The following is a 15,303-nucleotide window of genomic DNA, read 5'->3' on the forward strand; positions in this document are numbered from 1 at the left end:
CCGGCCGCAAGCTCAGCCCCGCAGTGCCGGGTGGTCCGCGACGACGGTGCTGCTCCCCGGAGCGATCTCCGTGAAGCCCGCGTCCTGCACCAGCGGCAGACCGCTCGCCACCAGCTCCGCCCAGGCCTCGGGCCCGGCCGTCCGGACGGCGAGCGCGAAGCCGGACTCGGCCCACTCCTTGCGCTGCGCGTCGTCCAACCGCCACCAGGCGAGCTGGGCGGCGTGTCCGGTCTGGGCCATCGTCTTGCCGGCGCTCATCTCCACCTCAGGATTCAGCCAGAGCACCGGCACCCCGGGCGCCGGGGCGTCGACCGGGCCGCTCTCCTCCAGTTCGGTGCCGGACACCTGGAGCTTGGCGAGCTCCTTGGGCCAGCCGTCGAGCGGAACCGGCGGGAACACCCGCACCTCCGCCTCCCGCCCGGCCACCGTGATCCCCGGCAGCTCGCCCGCCCGGTTCCACTCGCCGCCCCGCGCCCGCCGGACCACCTTGCGGATCCGCGCGTCCTCCCACGCCTCGACCAGCTCCGTCCACTCGCCGTCCGGCTCGGTCACCCGGCGGTCGGTCAGCAGCGTCAGCACGGCCCGCGCCGAGGTCTCCAGGGCATCGGTCCGGCCGGGCGGCGCGGTCCGCTCCAGCCGGACGACCAGCGGCAGCACGTACTGCGGCCGGGCATCGCGGTCCTCGGGCGTCGGGTCGGGGACGGGGGCGTCGAACGGAGAAGTCACCGGTCCAGCATGCCAGCCCCCGCGGCCCCGAGATCACCGCGGTGCCCGCCGCGGCACACCGGTCGGCACCGCTCGGGGCCGGTCGCCGCGGCTCGGGGCCGCCGGAGCCGGAAGCCCGACCGGCGCCTGTCGGCGCCGTGCCGCCGCCCGTCAGCGCCGGAAGCCGCGCTGCGGGTCGCGCTCCTCCGCGTCCTCGTACGTCAGGAACCAGCCCTCGGGGTGGGTGGCCGCGAGCAGCAGCTCGGCCCGCTGCTCCGCGTTCAGCTCCGCGTCGCCGTCGTCCGGCCCGTAGACCCCGAACAGCTCGTCGTGGCAGCCGTCCCAGTCGTAGTCGTACAGGTCGGCCGGGAGGTCGCCCATCATGTCGGCGACCGACTCGGGCTGCGCACCGAGCAGGGTCCGGGCGTCGACCAGGGCCAGCCGCAGCGCGATCTCCTCGGCCAGGCACCGCGGCAGCGGCCACTCGCCGAGCGCGAGATCGTCGGCGAGGTCGTCGAAGGCCCGGGCCATCGTGCGGCGCCAGGCCCGGTGCAACCGCCAGGTGCGCTGCGGCAGCCGGCTGAAGACCGTCCAGTCCGTCTCCTCGCCGTCGACGACCGGCTCGTCCTCGTGCTCGTCGAAGTCGTCGTACGCGGCGTCGGCCAGGCCGATCAGCTGGGCGTGCAGCAGGCAGGCCGTACGCGGCGTCAGCGTCCAGTCGCCGGACGAGCCGCCGTCCTCCTCGTCGCCGTCCAGCGGGAACAGCTCGGCGAAGTCCGGTGCGAAGTCCTCGGTGACGCTGATCTCCAGCGTCCCCCCGAGTGCCTCGACGCCCGGGATCGCCGCCACCAGCCGGTCCGGGTGCAACAGCGCGCCGAGCGCCGCGTTGGCGTCCTCGGCCACCTCGCGCAGCAGCTCACGGCGCTGCCCGGCCGGATCGATGCCCTCGAAGTCCAGTTCCTCCACGGCCGCGATCGCCGCAGCCCGCAGCGCGGGCCAGTCGCTGATCCGCAGACCCAGCACCACCGTCGCCTCGATCTCCTGCGCGCCGGAGTCCTCCGCCGCGCCCGGCCCCTGTGGATGATCGCTTCGCTCGCCCATGGGGCTACGGTACGGCCTTTCGGGCCTCCGATCACCGGTCTGTTCCGGCTACCCTACGCGTTCTCGCCGTCACCGGGCCGCCCCGCGGCGAGTCCGGGCCGCGCGCCTCTGTGCCGGGAGGGCCGCCCGCCCACAGGATGAGCCCATGGCAAACATCGACGAGTACGGCGGCGGGCAGCACCCGGACGCCCAGGTCCTGGTAGTGACCACCAACGACATCCCCGGCTTCCGGGTCGACCACGTGATCGGCGAGGTCTTCGGCCTGACCGTGCGCAGCCGGCACATCGGCAGCCAGATCGGCGCCTCGCTGAAGTCGCTGGTCGGCGGCGAGCTGCGGGGTCTGACGAAGACCCTGGTGGAGAGCCGCAACGAGGCGATGGCGCGGCTGGTCGAGCAGACCAAGGCACGGGGCGGGAACGCGGTGCTGATGTTCCGCTTCGACGTCACCGAGGCCGCGGACGTGGGCACCGAGGTCTGCGCCTACGGCACGGCGGTGGTGATCTCCCCCGCCGTGCCGTAGGCGGCGGACGGTTCCTGCGCCGGGACGCCGGCCCGGTGGCGGCCCTCGGGGCCGAGGCCCGCCACCAGGGCGGGCAGGCGGCGGGCGGGCAGGCGGCGGGCCTCGGGCGACAGGCCGCGGGCGGCGGGAACACGAGCCGCCCCACCGATGTTTCACCGGCGTGACTGTTTACGGTGCAACCAACCCGGGCGAGGTACGACACGTCGACGTCCTGGTGGTGGGCGCGGGCCAGGCCGGTCTGTCAGCCGCCTACCACCTGCGCCGCCGCGGCTTCGCCCCCTCCCCGACCGGCACCGGTCAGGAGGGCGGGTTCGTCGTCCTCGACGCCGACGCGGCCCCCGGCGGGGCCTGGGCCCACCGCTCCCCGTCGCTGCGGATGGCCACCGTGCACGGCTTCCACGACCTGCCCGACTTCGAGCTCCCCGAGCCGGACCCGGAGGCGCCCGCCCGCGAGGTCGTACCGGGGTACTTCGCGGCGTACGAGGCGAAGCACGCGCTCCCGGTGGTGCGCCCGGTGACCGTTCGGGCCGTGCGGGCGGAGTCCCCGAGCCCGCACGCCCGGCTGCTCGTCGAGACCGACACCGGCACCTGGTCGACGCGGGCCCTCATCAACGCCACCGGGACGTGGACCCGCCCGTTCCTCCCGCACTACCCGGGGCACTTCGCCGGACGCCGGCTCCACTACGCCGACTACCGGGGGCCGGAGGAGTTCGCCGGCCGACGGGTGCTGGTGGTCGGCGGCGGGGCGTCGGCGATCCAGGTGCTCTCGGAGGTGGCGGCCGTCGGCGAGACGGTCTGGGTCACCCGGACCCCGCCCGTCTACCACGAGGGACCGTTCACCTCCGAGTACGGCCGCGAGGTGGTGGCCAAGGTCGAGGAACGGGTCCGCCGGGGTCTGCCGGTGCGCAGCGTGGTGAGCGTGACCGGGCTCGGCCCGTCGGTCGCCTACCGCCGTGCCGAGGAGCTGGGCGCGCTGCACCGCCGCCCGATGTTCGACCGCCTCACCGAGCGCGGGGTGGCCTGGGGCGACGAGGAACTCGCCGTCGACGCGATCGTGTGGGCGACCGGCTTCCGGCCCGAGGTCGGCCACCTCGCCGGCCTGGGCCTGCGCTCCCCCGGGGGCGGCATCGCCCTCACCGGCACCCGCGCCACCGCCGACCCGCGGGTCCACCTGGTCGGCTACGGCCCGTCCGCCAGCACGATCGGCGCCAACCGGGCCGGCCGGGCGGCGGTCAACGAGATCGTCACGCTGCTCGGCGACCCGGCCGGGGCCGATGCCGCGGTCGTCGGCTGAGCGGCCGCCCGGCCGTGAGCCCGCCCCGCCGGCCGGGTTCCTCGCAGCGCACCGGGCCGAGCTGCTCAGCGGTCGAGCCGCTCAGCGGTCGTAGTCGACCGTCACCCGGTCGGTGACCGGTCGGGCCTGGCAAGTGAGGACGTAGCCGGCCGCCAGTTCCTTCTCCTCCAGGGCGAAGTTGCGCCGCATCTTCACCTCGCCCTCGGTGACCAGGGCGCGGCAGGTGCCGCAGACCCCGCCCTTGCAGGCGAACGGCAGGTCCGGGCGGGAGCGCTGCGCACCGTCCAGGATCGACCGGTCGCGCGGCAGGGCGAGCGTGCTGCCGCGCCCGTCGAGGACGACGGTGACCTCGCTGCGTTCCCCTTCGTCCGGGCCCGGGCCGTCCTGCACGCGCTCGGCGATCGGCTCGTCCTCGGCGTGGAAGAGCTCCTGGTGCACCCGCGCGGCCGGCACGCCCAGCCCGGCCAGCAGTTCCTTCGCCCCCGCGACCATCCCGAACGGCCCGCAGAGCCACCAGTGGCCGACGGCCTCCACGTCGACCAGCGCCTTGAGCAGGGCCCCGACCCGTTCGGGGTCGAGCCGGCCGCTGAGCAGTTCGGCGTCCCGGGTCTCCCGGGAGAGCACGTGCACCAGCTGGAGCCGGCCGAGGTAGCGGTCCTTCAGGTCGGCCAGCTCGTCGGAGAACATCACGGTGTCGCTGCGCCGGTTGCCGTAGAGGAGGGTGACGGTCGAGGTGCGGTCGGCGGCCAGGACGGAGGCGGCGATGGAGAGCATCGGCGTGATGCCGGAGCCGGCCGCCAGCAGCACGTGCTCGGCGGGTTCGGCGAGGTCGGGGCTGAAGAGACCGGACGGCGTCAGCACCTCGACCTCCTCCCCCGGGCCCGCGTCGCGCACCAGCCAGCGGGAGAACAGCCCGCCGGGCACCTCCCGGACGGCGATCCGCAGCGGACCGCCGGCGGGGGCGCAGATCGAGTACGAGCGGCGCTCGTCGACACCGTCCACCACCCGGCGCAGCGTCAGCGTCTGCCCCGGCCGGAACGCGAACGCGTCCGCGAGCCCGTCCGGCACCGCGAAGGTCACCGCGACGGCGTCCTCGCAGAGCCGCTCCACCGCTGCGACCCGCAGCAGGTGGAAGGTGGGGCGGCGGGCGGGCAGGACGGCGGCCATTCAGATCTCCTTGACACGTTCGAAGGGCTCACGGCAGTTGCGGCAGCGCCACAGCGCCTTGCAGGCGGTGGAGCCGAACCGGGACAGCTCCTCGGTGTCGGCGCAGCCGCAGAGCGGGCAGACGACGGGGGCCGCGGGGGCGACGTGCCCGCGCACGGCAGCGGGCCGCGCGCCGGCGCCCGTCCCCGTGTCCGGCGCGTCCGACCGGTCCGCGCGCCGGGTCGGACCGAGGCTCAGCAGACCCGGCCCCGGGCCGCCGCCGGAGGCCGCGGCGCCCGCACGGGGCGGGGCGATACCCGCCTCGACGAGCTTGCGGCGCCCCTCGGCGGTGATCAGGTCGGTCGACCAGGGCGGGTCGAGCCGCAGCCGGACCCGGACGTCCGCGTACCCGGCCGCGCGCAGCCGCCGGTCCACGTCCGCGGCCATCTCGGCGACGGCGGGGCAGCCCGAGTACGTCGGGGTGAGCCACGCCGTCACGGCGCCGCCCTCCACTTCGACCTCGGACAGCACGCCCAGGTCGGCGAGGGTCAGCATGGGCAGCTCCGGATCGGGCACCCCCGACGCGACCTCCCACGCCCTGCCTCGGGCGACCGTTCCGGCCGCGGTCACCACGTCGCCCCCGGGTGTGCCCGGGCCAGCACCTGGAGCTCGGCCAGCAGCAGGCCCAGCGCCTCGGTGTGCACCCCGTCCCGGCCGGCCCGGCCGCCGACCGCCGCCAGCCCGGGGACGTCCGGCACGGCCAGCCCGGCCTCCGCGAGCACGCCCGCCAGCGAGGCCAGCACCGGCTCGCGCAGCGTCGCCGGGTCCGTACCGACCCGCAGCTCGACCGGATGCGCCGTGAACAGTTCCTCCAGCAGCGGCCAGACCGCGTCCACCCCGGCCTGCATCCGCCCGGCCGAGTACGGCGTCCCGTCGCCGAGCCGCAGCGTCCAGGCCGTCGCGTACTCGCGGTGGTAGGCGAGCTCCTTCACGCCCCGCGCGGCGACCGCCGCCAGCACCGGGTCCGCGTGCCCGGCCAGCGCCTCGTACAGCGCGCCGCGCGCCGTGGAGAAGAGCAGCAGCCGGGCGATCGAGAACGCGAAGTCCCCGTTCGGCGCCTCGACCAGGCGGACGTTGCGGAAGTCGCGCTCCTCCCGCCAGTACGCCAGGTCGTCCTCGGTGCGCCCGGACCCGTCGGCCTGCCCGGCCCGGGTGAGCAGCTGGCGGGCCTGGCCGAGGAGGTCGAGGCCGAGGTTGGCGAGCGCGACCTCCTCCTCCAGCTCCGGGGCCCGGGTGCACCACTCGATCAGCCGTTGGGAGAGGACGAGCGCGTCGTCGCCGAGCATCAGGCAGTAGGCGGCCAGGTCGGTGCCGTCCAGCCCGGGCGGCACGGTGGTGTCCACCCCGAGCAGCGGGTCGGCGAAGCCCGTCCCGTACGCCCAGCGGCCCTCGCCCTCGGGCTCGGGGGACGCCTCGGCGAGGCTCAGGTACACGTGGTCGTCGGTCATGGTTCGGCTGCTCCCGGTCAGATGTGCGGGACATCCTCGGGGATGTCGTAGAAGGTCGGGTGGCGGTAGACCTTGTCGCCGCTGGGCTCGAAGAAGGGGTCGCGCTCGTCCGGGGTGGAGGCGGTGATCGCGTCGGAGCGGACCACCCAGAGACTGACGCCTTCGTTGCGGCGCGTGTAGAGGTCACGGGCCGCGAGCAGGGCCATCCGGTCGTCGGCGGCGTGCAGCGAGCCGACGTGGACGTGGTTCAGGCCGCGCCGGGGGCGGACGAACACCTCGTAGAGCGGCCAGCCGGCCTTGGACTCGGTCACTTCCCGTTCTCCTCTTCCGCTTGCTGCGACTCCGCAGGCCGCTCCGCCTGCTGCGGCTCCGCCGGGTGGCGGGCCTCCGCGCGACGCTTCGCCGCGTAGGCGACGGCCGCCTCGCGGACCCACGCGCCGTCCTCGTGGGCGGCCCGGCGGCGCTCCGTCCGCTGGGCGTTGCACGGGCCCTGGCCGTGGATGACCCGGGTCAGCTCGGACCAGTCCGGCTCGCCGAAGTCCCAGCTGCCGCGGTCCTCGTTCCAGCTCAGGCGGGAGTCGGGCAGGGTGACCCCGAGGTGCTCGGCCTGCGGGACGGTCATGTCGACGAAGCGCTGCCGCAGCTCGTCGTTGGTGTGCCGCTTGATCCGCCAGGCCATCGAACGGGCGGTGTTCGGCGAGTCGGCGTCCGACGGGCCGAACATCATCAGCGACGGCCACCACCAGCGGTCGACCGCGTCCTGGACCATCCGGCGCTGCGCCTCGGTGCCGCGCATCAGCGTCATGAGCAGTTCGTAGCCCTGACGCTGGTGGAACGACTCCTCCTTGCAGATCCGGACCATCGCGCGGGCGTACGGGCCGTAGCTGCAACGGCAGAGCGGGACCTGGTTGCAGATCGCGGCGCCGTCGACCAGCCAGCCGATCACCCCGACGTCGGCGAAGGTCAGGGTCGGGTAGTTGAAGATCGACGAGTACTTCTGGCGGCCGGAGATCAGCTTCTCGGTCAGCTCGGCGCGGTCCACCCCGAGCGTCTCGGCGGCGGCGTAGAGGTAGAGGCCGTGACCGGCCTCGTCCTGGGCCTTGGCGAGCAGGATCGCCTTGCGGCGCAGGGACGGCGCCCGGGTGAGCCAGTTGCCCTCGGGCTGCATGCCGATGATCTCGGAGTGCGCGTGCTGCGCGATCTGGCGGATCAGGGTGGCCCGGTAGGCGTCGGGCATCCAGTCCCGGGGCTCGATCCGCTGCTCGGCCGCGATGACCGCTTCGAACAGCTCCTCCGGCGTCTGCCGCTCCGGGCCGGGCCCGCCGGTTCCGTGGGCCCGGCCCGCCGCGTCCGCCGGGCTCGTGCCGTGCGACTGCCGGGCGTGCTCGGGGACCGGCTCGGCCACCTCTGCTGTCACCGCGGTCCCCTCTCTCCTGTCCGTGTACCGCTGCCCCGGTGCGTCGACGACCTGCCTCGACCACCGACCGAGCAACCGACTGACCGTTCGGTCGGTACCATTGTGCGCGGTGAGACGGCAGCATGACAAGGGACATCGACGGCACGGCACGGCGGAAGCGGAAACGGGCCGTCACGGCAGGTGACGGCCGGCGGGCGCTCCGGGCGGCCGGCGACCGGCGACCGGCGACCGGCGGATCCTGGAATCCGCCGACCGCCGACCTCGGCCACCGGCCCTCGGCCCTCTACCGGCTGCTGTCAGCTCGGCCGTCACCCCCCGCGGTACGGCCGTCGCCGCACCGCGGGGGGTGACGCTCAGCCCTCCGAGCGGTCGCGCAGGCGCGGCAGCGGCACGGCGAGGAGCGCCGCCAGCAACGCGATCCGCGGCGCCAGCTGGTCGATCCGGATGTGCTCGTGCCGCGCGTGGGCTCCTCCGCCGACCGCGCCGAACCCGTCCAGCGTCGGCAGCCCTCGGGAGCCCGGCAGGTTGGTGTCACCCGCCCCGCCCGCCGGACCGCCGTCCAACTGCTGGCCGAGCACCGCCGCGAGCGAACGGACGTGACGCAGCAGCGGATTGCCGGACCGTTCCGGCCACGCGGGACGGCTGGACAGCACCTCCGTCCGCACCTTCGCCCCGGCCCGGAGTGCGGTCAGCCGGGCGAGACCGTCCAGCGTGCCGCGCTGTGCCTCGGTGGTGGAGAACCGCAGGCCGAGCTCGGCCTCGGCCCGGCCGGCCACCACATTGGCACGACTGCCGCCGCTGATCCGGCCCGCGTTGAGCTCCGTGCCGGGCTGGTTGACGAGGCCCCGTACCGCGACCAGCTGGTCGACCAGTTCGTCCACCGCCGAGACGCCCTCGGCGGCGTCGTTCCCGGCATGCGCCTCGCGCCCGGTGACGGTGAGCCGCACCCGGGTCGAGCCGCGGCGGGCGGTCTTGAGCCGACCGTCCGGGTGCGGCGGTTCGAGACCCAGCACGGCGGCCGCGCCGCGCAGTTGACGTTCGACGACGCGGCGGCCGTCCGGACTGCCGACCTCCTCGTCGGAGACGACGACCAGGCGGACGGTGCGGTGCGGCTGCTGGCCGAGGTCGGCGAGCAGCGCGAACGCGCCCTCCAGGGCGGCGAGTCCGCCCTTCATGTCGACCACGCCCGGCCCGCTGAGGACACCGTCCTGCTCGGTGACCGGCCAGTCGGCGAGGGTGCCGACGGGCCAGACGGTGTCGTGGTGTCCGACGACCAGGAGGTGCGGCAGCGCCTCGTCCCGCCCCTCCCACTGGAACACCAGGTGATCGCCTGCCGGGCCGGGTTCGCGCCGGAAGGTCGCACCGGTGGCCCGGAAGCCCGCGGCCAACTCCTCGGCGAGGGCGTCGAGTCGGGGCGCGTCGCCGCTGGGGGACTCGATCCGTGCGAGGTCGGCGCAGCGGCGGCGGACGGCGCCGGCCAGCGTCCGGGCCCGGGTGGTGAGGGCCTGGGGCAGACCGGGAAGCGCGGCGGTGGGACCGGTCTGGCCCTCGCCTTCGGGAACGGCCGGAGTGTGGGGGGCCGCTGCGGGGGGTGGTGCGGCGGCGGGTGCGGGGGTGGCCGGAGCGAGGGCGGTTCGGGCGTTGACGGCGGTACCGGGCCCGGTCACGCCGGGTGCGGCGGCGGTCCTGGTCGGCTCGGCCGTGGTGACGGCTGTGTCGACGACCGTGTCGGTGGAGGTGGCGGCAACGGTCGTGGCGGCTACGGCCGCACCGGTCGTGGCGGTTTCACCGACCGGGCCGGTCGGGCCGGTCGTACTGGTCTTGCCGGCCTTGCCGGTCGTACTGATCTTGTCGGTCGGATCGGTCGCGCCGGTCGGGTCGGCGGTGACCGTGGTGGCGGTCGGTGCGGCGGACGGCCGGACGGCTTGAGGACTCAACGCTCGCCTCCCCGGCCGCCGCCGGTATACAGCGGCCGGTCCGGACGGCCCGGCCGGCCGGGCTGCCCGGCCCCGACCTGACCGGCGGAACCGGCAGGACCGGTGGGAACGGCGGCCCGTCGGAACGGTCCGTCCGGTCCAAGTGCGCTGGAACGGCTGGGCGGCATGCTTGGCATTTCGTCCTCCTCGCTCGATCCGGCGGCCCCGGTCGTCCCGGGGCCCCCGGTGGACATCGGCATCGACCACGGCGGGCGCAGACACCTGCACCACCACAGAGAAGCCGAGATGTGAGCCTAGAAGAACCGTTCGGTTTCCTGCGAGGTGGCCCTGCTCCCAGAGTGCCGGGACGGGGCCCCACCCCGAACGTCCGACCGCGGAACGACAGTCGGCGCACGGCGTGCGGGCCTGACTCGACGCACGGACGCGGTCGCCGGATCGCGCCCACCTCCACCATGGACCCGACGCCGGGGTTCGGCAGCGCAAGACGCCAAGGCTCGTCTTTTCCAGGCCAGATGGGTGACACCGACTCGGCCGACAGTACTGGCCGACGGTGGTCGGGAACGCCCGGTACGAACGGATCAGGACGGAACGAACCAGGGTGAACCGTGCCGAATCCCCCGGAGCGGAACCGGTCGGCCGGTCGGCCGGTCGGCCGGTCGGGGACCGAACGAACCGGGCGGGGGATCAGGACGGAGGCGGGAGGGTCGCCCCGCCCACCGACCGGCCCGGGCACCCTCGGCCTCGATTCCATGACGGTGGATCAGCTCCGGGCCGGCCCCCGCTTCCGCACAGGCCCCCAACACCGCCCGTTCGTGTGCCACCCCGCCCATGTGCCGACGGAGCTGTCGGCGGAGCGTCCCGACGGAAGGCGCCGGTGCGGCGCCGAGCAGGGCGGCGACATCCGCTCGATGATGGATCGAGCCGCCGATTGACAAATAACAGATGACAGATTTTGAATTCTGTCACCACTCGTGCCACAGTCGAACCGGGCCACCCTCCCTTCGGCCCGCCCCCTCCCCCACCCCGCCAGGAGTTGCGCATGTCCGCCACCGCCCACCCGATCCCCCGCCGCACGCTCGGCGCCACCGGACCCACCACCTCCGCCCTCGGCCTCGGCTGCATGGGCATGTCCGACCTCTACGGCCCGGCCGACGAGGCCGAGAGCATCGCCACCATCCACGCCGCGCTCGACGCCGGCATCACCCTGCTCGACACCGGCGACTTCTACGGCATGGGCCACAACGAACTGCTGATCCACGAGGCGCTGCGCGGCCGTGACCGCGAGGAGGTCCGGATCAGCGTGAAGTTCGGCGCCCAGCGCGGCCCGGACGGCCAGTGGCTCGGCTACGACGCCCGCCCCGCCGCCACCAAGACCGCCCTCGCCTACACCCTGCGCCGCCTGCGCACCGACCACATCGACGTCTACCGCCCGGCCCGGCTCGACCCGGCCGTGCCGGTCGAGGAGACCGTCGGCGCGATCGCCGACCTGGTCAAGGCCGGCTACGTCCGCCACATCGGCCTGTCCGAGGTCGGCGCCGACACCCTGCGCCGCGCCGCCGCCGTCCACCCGATCAGCGACCTTCAGATCGAGTACTCGCTGATCTCGCGCTCCGTCGAGGCCGAGATCCTGCCCACCGCCCGCGAGCTGGGCATCGGCGTCACCGCGTACGGAGTCCTGTCGCGCGGCCTGCTCAGCGGCCACTGGCAGAACGACCGCGCGCTGTCCGGCACCGACTTCCGCGGCCACAGCCCGCGCTTCCAGGGCGACAACCTGACCCACAACCTCCGGCTCGTCGAGGCGCTGCGCGCCGTGGCCGCCGAGCGGGGCGCCAGTGTCGCGCAGGTCGCGATCGCGTGGGTGGCCTCCCGCGGCGAGGACGTCGTCCCCCTGGTCGGTGCCCGCCGCCGGGACCGACTCACCGAGGCGCTCGGCTCCCTGGACGTGACCCTCACCGAGGCCGATCTCGCGGCGATCGAGGCGGCGGTCCCCGCCGGGTCTGCCGCCGGGGACAGGTACGCTGCCGCCCAGATGGCCCATCTCGACAGCGAGCACTGAACCGCGGGGGCACAGGCGTCCGCCGCGACCGCAGTACGCTGCCGGAGAAGGGCCGTCCGTACTCGCACCGCCCGCCGGTACGGGTCGGACACCCCCGTCAGCCCGACGTCCGCCCGCCACCCCGCGGGCGGACGCACCACCCGTAAGGACGTACCGCCCCCGTGGCCACGGACAGCGCACTCACCGCCGAGCAGATCCTGAGCGCGACGGAGGACGCCCTCAGGCGCTTCGGCCCGGCGAAGGCCACCGTCGTGGACGTGGCCCGCACCCTCGGGGTGAGCCACGGCAGCGTCTACCGGTTCTTCCCGAGCAAGGCGGCGCTGCGCGAGGCCGTCACCCAGCGGTGGCTGGACCAGGCCCACCACGACCTGCAGTCCGTCGCCGCCGAAGCGGGCCCGGCCTCCGAGCGCCTGCACCGCTGGCTGGTGACGCTGTTCGCCGCCAAGAGGAAGAAGGCGCTCGACGACCCTCAGCTCTTCGCCACCTACATGACCCTGGTCGGCGAGAACAGCAGCACCGTCGAGGCCCACGTGGAGACGCTGATCCGCCAGATCGGCCAGATCGTCCGGGACGGCGTCGAGGCCGGGGAGTTCCGGGACTCCGGGACCGGTTCGACCGCGCGCGCGGTGTTCGAGGCGACCGCGCACTTCCACGACCCGGCGTACGCGGGCGAGTGGTCCGACCCGGCGGCCCAGGAACGGTTCGAGGCGCTCTGGGGGCTCGTCCTCGGCGGCCTGGCGGCCAAGCCCTGACGACAGCGGGCGCCCGGGCGCCCGTCGACCGCCCGGGGCAGCCCCGGGCGCCGCTACTTCTCCGACTGCGTGATCCGCACCGTGTTGCCCGAGGGGTCGCGGAACGCGCAGTCGCGCGGGCCCCAGGCCTGGTCGACGGGCTCCTGGAGGACCTCGGCCCCGAAGGCCCGGACCTTCTCGAAGGTGGCGTCGAGGTCGTCGGTGCGGAAGACGAACATCGGCAGCGCGCCCTTCGTCAGCAGCGCCTGAAGGGCGTCGCCGTCCGCCTGGGAGCGGCCGGCGTGCGGCTCCGAGAGCACGATCTCCAGGCCCGGCTGGGCGGCACTGCCGAGGGTGACCCAGCGGAAGTCGCCCGAGGCGACGTCGTTCCGCACCTCAAGACCGAGCGCGTCGCGGTAGAAGGCGAGCGAGTCGTTCAGGTCGTTGACGGTGATGTTGCAGTACTTCAGTGCGATGTCCATGCGAGTCACGCTAGGCGGCAGCCGGGTCACCCGCTTCTCGAATCCTGCTCGATCCGTAGGCCGGACCGTCGCCCGGTCCAACACCCGGCCCGTCGCCCGGCCCGTCGCGCGGGTCTTCCGGGGTCATGGCAGCAGGGTACGAGGGCCCGGACAGCGGGGCCCCGAGCCGGAGGGCCCGGAGCCGTCGGGGCGGCGGTCCGCCACCGCCGGGTCGAGCGGGTCGGCCCGGTCAGTCCCGTGCATGCACGACGAGCCGGTTCCGCTCCCCGTCGAAGGTGGCACCCAGGGCCCGGGCCTCGCGTCGGCCGCCAGCGAAGAGGCCCTGCCGGTCGACGTGGACGGTCAGGAGGTCGTGGTCGTCGATCACCTCGGAGATGCCCCGGGTGTCGATGGTGTCCGCCCAGGCGTCCAGGTTCCGGCCGAACCACACCGGCAGGCCGCACGGACCGGCGACCGCGTCCCAGAAATCGTCGAGGGAGTCGATCGGCCGGCCCCGCAGGTTGACGATCAACTCGCTGTGCGTCATCACAGCAGGGTAGCCCGACCCGGGCGGACCCGGGCGGACCCGGCGGCCGGCCCGGGAGGCACCCGGCGGTCAGTCCCTGGAGTGCCCGAAGAAGATCCGGTAGAGGAGCAGCAGCACCAGCGCGCCGCCGATCGCCGACGCCCAGGTCGCCAGGTCGAAGAACTGCGTCGTCACCGGCCGGTCCAGGAAGCGTGCGGAGATCCAGCCGCCGACGAACGAGCCGGCGACGCCGATCAGGGTGGTCACCACCAGGCCCCCCGGGTCCCGCCCCGGCAGCAACAGCTTGGCCAGGGCTCCGGCCACCAGGCCCAGCACGATCCATGCAACGAAGCTCATGCGTCCTCCCGCCCTCATGTCGGCTCGGCGGCCCGCGCCGGCCGTCCTGCCAGGAGGGACGCCGCCGTGCGCCCCCGTGGTTCCGGTGCGCCGGGCGTGGCACCGGCCGCACCGCCCGGCACCACCGGGATACTTCCGCCATGCGCATCCTGATCGCCACCGCCGGCTCACGCGGCGACGTCGCCCCCTTCACCGGGCTCGGAGCGCGGCTGCACGCGGCCGGCCACCAAGTCGCCGTCGCCACCCACACCACCTTCGCGGACACGGTCCGGTCCGCCGGCCTGGAGTTCTGGCCGCTGCCCGTCGACCCGCGCGCCGAACTCGCCTCCGAACGGGGGCAGAACCTCCTCCGGACCGGCACCGGCCCGCTCGGCATCGTCCACCTCACGCGCCTTGCACGGTCGTTCATGCCGGGGCTCGGCGACGCCATCGCGGCGGCCACCTCGGCCGGCGCGGACCTGCTGCTCACCACCGGCACCACGGCCGCCCTCGGCCAGGTGGTCGCCGAGGCGGCCGGGATCCCCACCCTGACACTCCAGCTCCAACCCATGGCCCCGACCAGGGAGTTCGCCCCGGTGGTCACCGGGACCCGGTCGCTCGGCGCGGCCGGCAACCTGCTCGCCGGACACGCGGTCCAGGCCGCCGTCGACCACCTCTTCGCCCCGGCCGTACGCGGCCTCCGCCGCCAACTCGGCCTTCCCCAGCGGAGCGTGGCGCACGCGAGGAGCTCCCACTCGGTCCTGCACGGCTTCTCGCCGGTCGTCGTCCCGCGGCCCGCCGACTGGCGCCCCGGGCTCGCCGTCGCCGGGTACTGGTGGCCGCACACCGATCCCGGCTGGCAACCTCCGCAGCGGCTCCTCGACTTCCTCGCCGCCGGGCCTCCGCCCGTCTACGTGGGCTTCGGCAGCCTGGTCGTGCCCGACCCCGAACACCTCACCCGGACGGTCCTCGCCGCACTGCGCGCCGCCCGGGTCCGCGCCGTCCTGCAGTCCGGCTGGAGCGGCCTCGTCACCGCCGACAGCGACGACGTCCTCACCATCGGCGACACCCCGCACGACTGGCTCTTCCCCCGCGTGGCCGCCACCGTCCACCACGCGGGCGCCGGCACCACCGCCGCCACCCTCCGCGCCGGCACACCGACCGTCCCCGTCCCGGCCCAGCTCGACGCCCCGTTCTGGTCCACCCGCCTCACCCGCCTCGGCACCAGCCCCGGCCCCGTCCCCCTCCCCCAGCTCACCGCCGCCCGCCTCGCCACCGCGATCCGCCGGACCCTCGACACCCCCCACCACCGCAACTGCGCCCGGGCCCTCGCCACCGCCCTCACCGCCGAGGACGGCACCGCCAAGGTCCTCACCGCCATCGACCGCCTCACCGACTCCCACTCCCGGTAACCTGACGGCCGGATCCCGCCGACGGCCCAACTCGCCGCGAACGACCGAACCCCAGCAAGTTGCTCGAACCACCCACCACCCCTGACAACCCCCCAGCTCCCGAACTCTGCTCCCCGCGCCTGCGGGGATGTTCCCGGCATCTCCGGCATGGGC

Annotated in this window: 17 protein-coding genes; 6 read left to right on the forward strand and 11 right to left on the reverse strand. The window is 74.8% G+C overall.

Annotated features, from left to right (window positions below; translation table 11 throughout):
- Positions 1-12: 12 nt before the first annotated feature.
- Positions 13-726, reverse strand: coding sequence for an aminoacyl-tRNA hydrolase (locus ABZY91_RS04500; RefSeq protein WP_355399669.1), 714 nt, complete (start codon positions 724-726; stop codon positions 13-15).
- Positions 727-876: 150 nt separating this feature from the next.
- Positions 877-1,806: a hypothetical protein gene (locus ABZY91_RS04505; protein ID WP_329880612.1), complete on the reverse strand. Its 930-nt coding sequence runs from the start codon at positions 1,804-1,806 to the stop codon at positions 877-879.
- Positions 1,807-1,951: 145 nt separating this feature from the next.
- Here ABZY91_RS04505 and ABZY91_RS04510 point away from each other — a divergent pair, with 145 nt between their 5' ends.
- Both ABZY91_RS04510 and ABZY91_RS04515 read left to right on the forward strand, forming a co-directional pair.
- Positions 1,952-2,326, forward strand: coding sequence for a YbjQ family protein (locus tag ABZY91_RS04510; protein WP_329880614.1), 375 nt, complete (start codon positions 1,952-1,954; stop codon positions 2,324-2,326).
- Positions 2,327-2,486: 160 nt separating this feature from the next.
- Entirely contained in the window at positions 2,487-3,620 is a 1,134-nt protein-coding gene (locus ABZY91_RS04515) for an NAD(P)-binding domain-containing protein (RefSeq protein WP_355399671.1), read from the forward strand.
- An 81-nt stretch (positions 3,621-3,701) separates the two neighbouring features.
- Here ABZY91_RS04515 and paaE read toward each other — a convergent pair whose 3' ends face one another.
- The 6 genes from paaE to ABZY91_RS04545 all read right to left on the reverse strand — a co-directional run bounded on the left by paaE (position 3,702) and on the right by ABZY91_RS04545 (position 9,628).
- On the reverse strand, positions 3,702-4,787 hold the full coding sequence (paaE, locus tag ABZY91_RS04520; RefSeq protein WP_355399673.1) for a 1,2-phenylacetyl-CoA epoxidase subunit PaaE: 1,086 nt from the start codon (positions 4,785-4,787) through the stop codon (positions 3,702-3,704).
- Positions 4,788-5,399 carry a 1,2-phenylacetyl-CoA epoxidase subunit PaaD gene (gene paaD, locus ABZY91_RS04525; protein WP_355399675.1) on the reverse strand — a complete coding sequence of 204 codons (612 nt, stop codon included), beginning with the start codon at positions 5,397-5,399 and terminating at the stop codon, positions 4,788-4,790.
- A complete protein-coding gene (paaC, locus tag ABZY91_RS04530; RefSeq protein WP_329880620.1) occupies positions 5,393-6,274 on the reverse strand; it encodes a 1,2-phenylacetyl-CoA epoxidase subunit PaaC in 882 nt (293 codons plus the stop codon). The genes paaD and paaC overlap by 7 nt, the downstream gene beginning before the upstream one ends.
- 17 nt (positions 6,275-6,291) lie before the next feature.
- A complete protein-coding gene (gene paaB, locus ABZY91_RS04535; RefSeq protein WP_030056311.1) occupies positions 6,292-6,585 on the reverse strand; it encodes a 1,2-phenylacetyl-CoA epoxidase subunit PaaB in 294 nt (97 codons plus the stop codon).
- Positions 6,582-7,562, reverse strand: a complete 981-nt coding sequence (paaA, locus tag ABZY91_RS04540; protein WP_329880671.1) for a 1,2-phenylacetyl-CoA epoxidase subunit PaaA — start codon at positions 7,560-7,562, stop codon at positions 6,582-6,584. The genes paaB and paaA overlap by 4 nt, the downstream gene beginning before the upstream one ends.
- Before the next feature lie 482 nt (positions 7,563-8,044).
- Positions 8,045-9,628: a M20/M25/M40 family metallo-hydrolase gene (locus tag ABZY91_RS04545; RefSeq protein WP_355399678.1), complete on the reverse strand. Its 1,584-nt coding sequence runs from the start codon at positions 9,626-9,628 to the stop codon at positions 8,045-8,047.
- Positions 9,629-9,793: 165 nt separating this feature from the next.
- Between ABZY91_RS04545 and ABZY91_RS04550 the strand changes: the two genes are divergently transcribed.
- The 3 genes from ABZY91_RS04550 (at position 9,794) to ABZY91_RS04560 (ending at position 12,436) form a co-directional block, all read left to right on the forward strand.
- The gene (locus ABZY91_RS04550; protein WP_329880624.1) at positions 9,794-9,919 is read left to right on the forward strand and encodes a hypothetical protein; all 126 of its coding nucleotides are present in this window, start codon (positions 9,794-9,796) and stop codon (positions 9,917-9,919) included.
- Between the two features lie 748 nt (positions 9,920-10,667).
- Complete coding sequence (locus ABZY91_RS04555) at positions 10,668-11,684, forward strand: aldo/keto reductase (protein WP_355399680.1); 1,017 nt, start codon at positions 10,668-10,670, stop codon at positions 11,682-11,684.
- Between the two features lie 161 nt (positions 11,685-11,845).
- Positions 11,846-12,436: a TetR family transcriptional regulator gene (locus ABZY91_RS04560; protein WP_329880626.1), complete on the forward strand. Its 591-nt coding sequence runs from the start codon at positions 11,846-11,848 to the stop codon at positions 12,434-12,436.
- A gap of 53 nt (positions 12,437-12,489) precedes the next feature.
- On the opposite strand, the gene ABZY91_RS04565 is transcribed toward ABZY91_RS04560, so the two are convergent.
- The 3 genes from ABZY91_RS04565 to ABZY91_RS04575 form a co-directional block, all read right to left on the reverse strand.
- Entirely contained in the window at positions 12,490-12,897 is a 408-nt protein-coding gene (locus ABZY91_RS04565; RefSeq protein WP_355399682.1) for a VOC family protein, read from the reverse strand.
- A gap of 229 nt (positions 12,898-13,126) precedes the next feature.
- Complete coding sequence (locus ABZY91_RS04570; protein WP_329880630.1) at positions 13,127-13,423, reverse strand: barstar family protein; 297 nt, start codon at positions 13,421-13,423, stop codon at positions 13,127-13,129.
- 69 nt (positions 13,424-13,492) lie between these two features.
- Positions 13,493-13,759 carry a GlsB/YeaQ/YmgE family stress response membrane protein gene (locus ABZY91_RS04575; RefSeq protein ID WP_329950459.1) on the reverse strand — a complete coding sequence of 89 codons (267 nt, stop codon included), beginning with the start codon at positions 13,757-13,759 and terminating at the stop codon, positions 13,493-13,495.
- Positions 13,760-13,899: 140 nt separating this feature from the next.
- On the opposite strand from ABZY91_RS04575, the gene ABZY91_RS04580 reads away from it, so the two are divergent.
- On the forward strand, positions 13,900-15,150 hold the full coding sequence (locus ABZY91_RS04580; RefSeq protein ID WP_355399685.1) for a glycosyltransferase: 1,251 nt from the start codon (positions 13,900-13,902) through the stop codon (positions 15,148-15,150).
- The last annotated feature ends 153 nt before the right edge of the window (positions 15,151-15,303 follow it).

It is taken from the genome of Kitasatospora sp. NPDC002965 (genome assembly GCF_040611255.1).
Lineage (GTDB): Bacteria > Actinomycetota > Actinomycetes > Streptomycetales > Streptomycetaceae > Kitasatospora.

Excerpts from the sequence above, each read along its gene's own strand:
- ABZY91_RS04565 (WP_355399682.1), bottom strand. The coding sequence starts at position 12,897 with ATGGACATCGCACTGAAGTACTGCAACATCACCGTCAACGACCTGAAC.
- ABZY91_RS04510 (WP_329880614.1), top strand. The coding sequence starts at position 1,952 with ATGGCAAACATCGACGAGTACGGCGGCGGGCAGCACCCGGACGCCCAG.
- ABZY91_RS04555 (WP_355399680.1), top strand. The coding sequence starts at position 10,668 with ATGTCCGCCACCGCCCACCCGATCCCCCGCCGCACGCTCGGCGCCACC.
- ABZY91_RS04575 (WP_329950459.1), bottom strand. The coding sequence starts at position 13,759 with ATGAGCTTCGTTGCATGGATCGTGCTGGGCCTGGTGGCCGGAGCCCTG.
- ABZY91_RS04570 (WP_329880630.1), bottom strand. The coding sequence starts at position 13,423 with ATGACGCACAGCGAGTTGATCGTCAACCTGCGGGGCCGGCCGATCGAC.
- paaE (WP_355399673.1), bottom strand. The coding sequence starts at position 4,787 with ATGGCCGCCGTCCTGCCCGCCCGCCGCCCCACCTTCCACCTGCTGCGG.
- paaC (WP_329880620.1), bottom strand. The coding sequence starts at position 6,274 with ATGACCGACGACCACGTGTACCTGAGCCTCGCCGAGGCGTCCCCCGAG.
- ABZY91_RS04505 (WP_329880612.1), bottom strand. The coding sequence starts at position 1,806 with ATGGGCGAGCGAAGCGATCATCCACAGGGGCCGGGCGCGGCGGAGGAC.
- ABZY91_RS04550 (WP_329880624.1), top strand. The coding sequence starts at position 9,794 with ATGCTTGGCATTTCGTCCTCCTCGCTCGATCCGGCGGCCCCGGTCGTC.
- ABZY91_RS04580 (WP_355399685.1), top strand. The coding sequence starts at position 13,900 with ATGCGCATCCTGATCGCCACCGCCGGCTCACGCGGCGACGTCGCCCCC.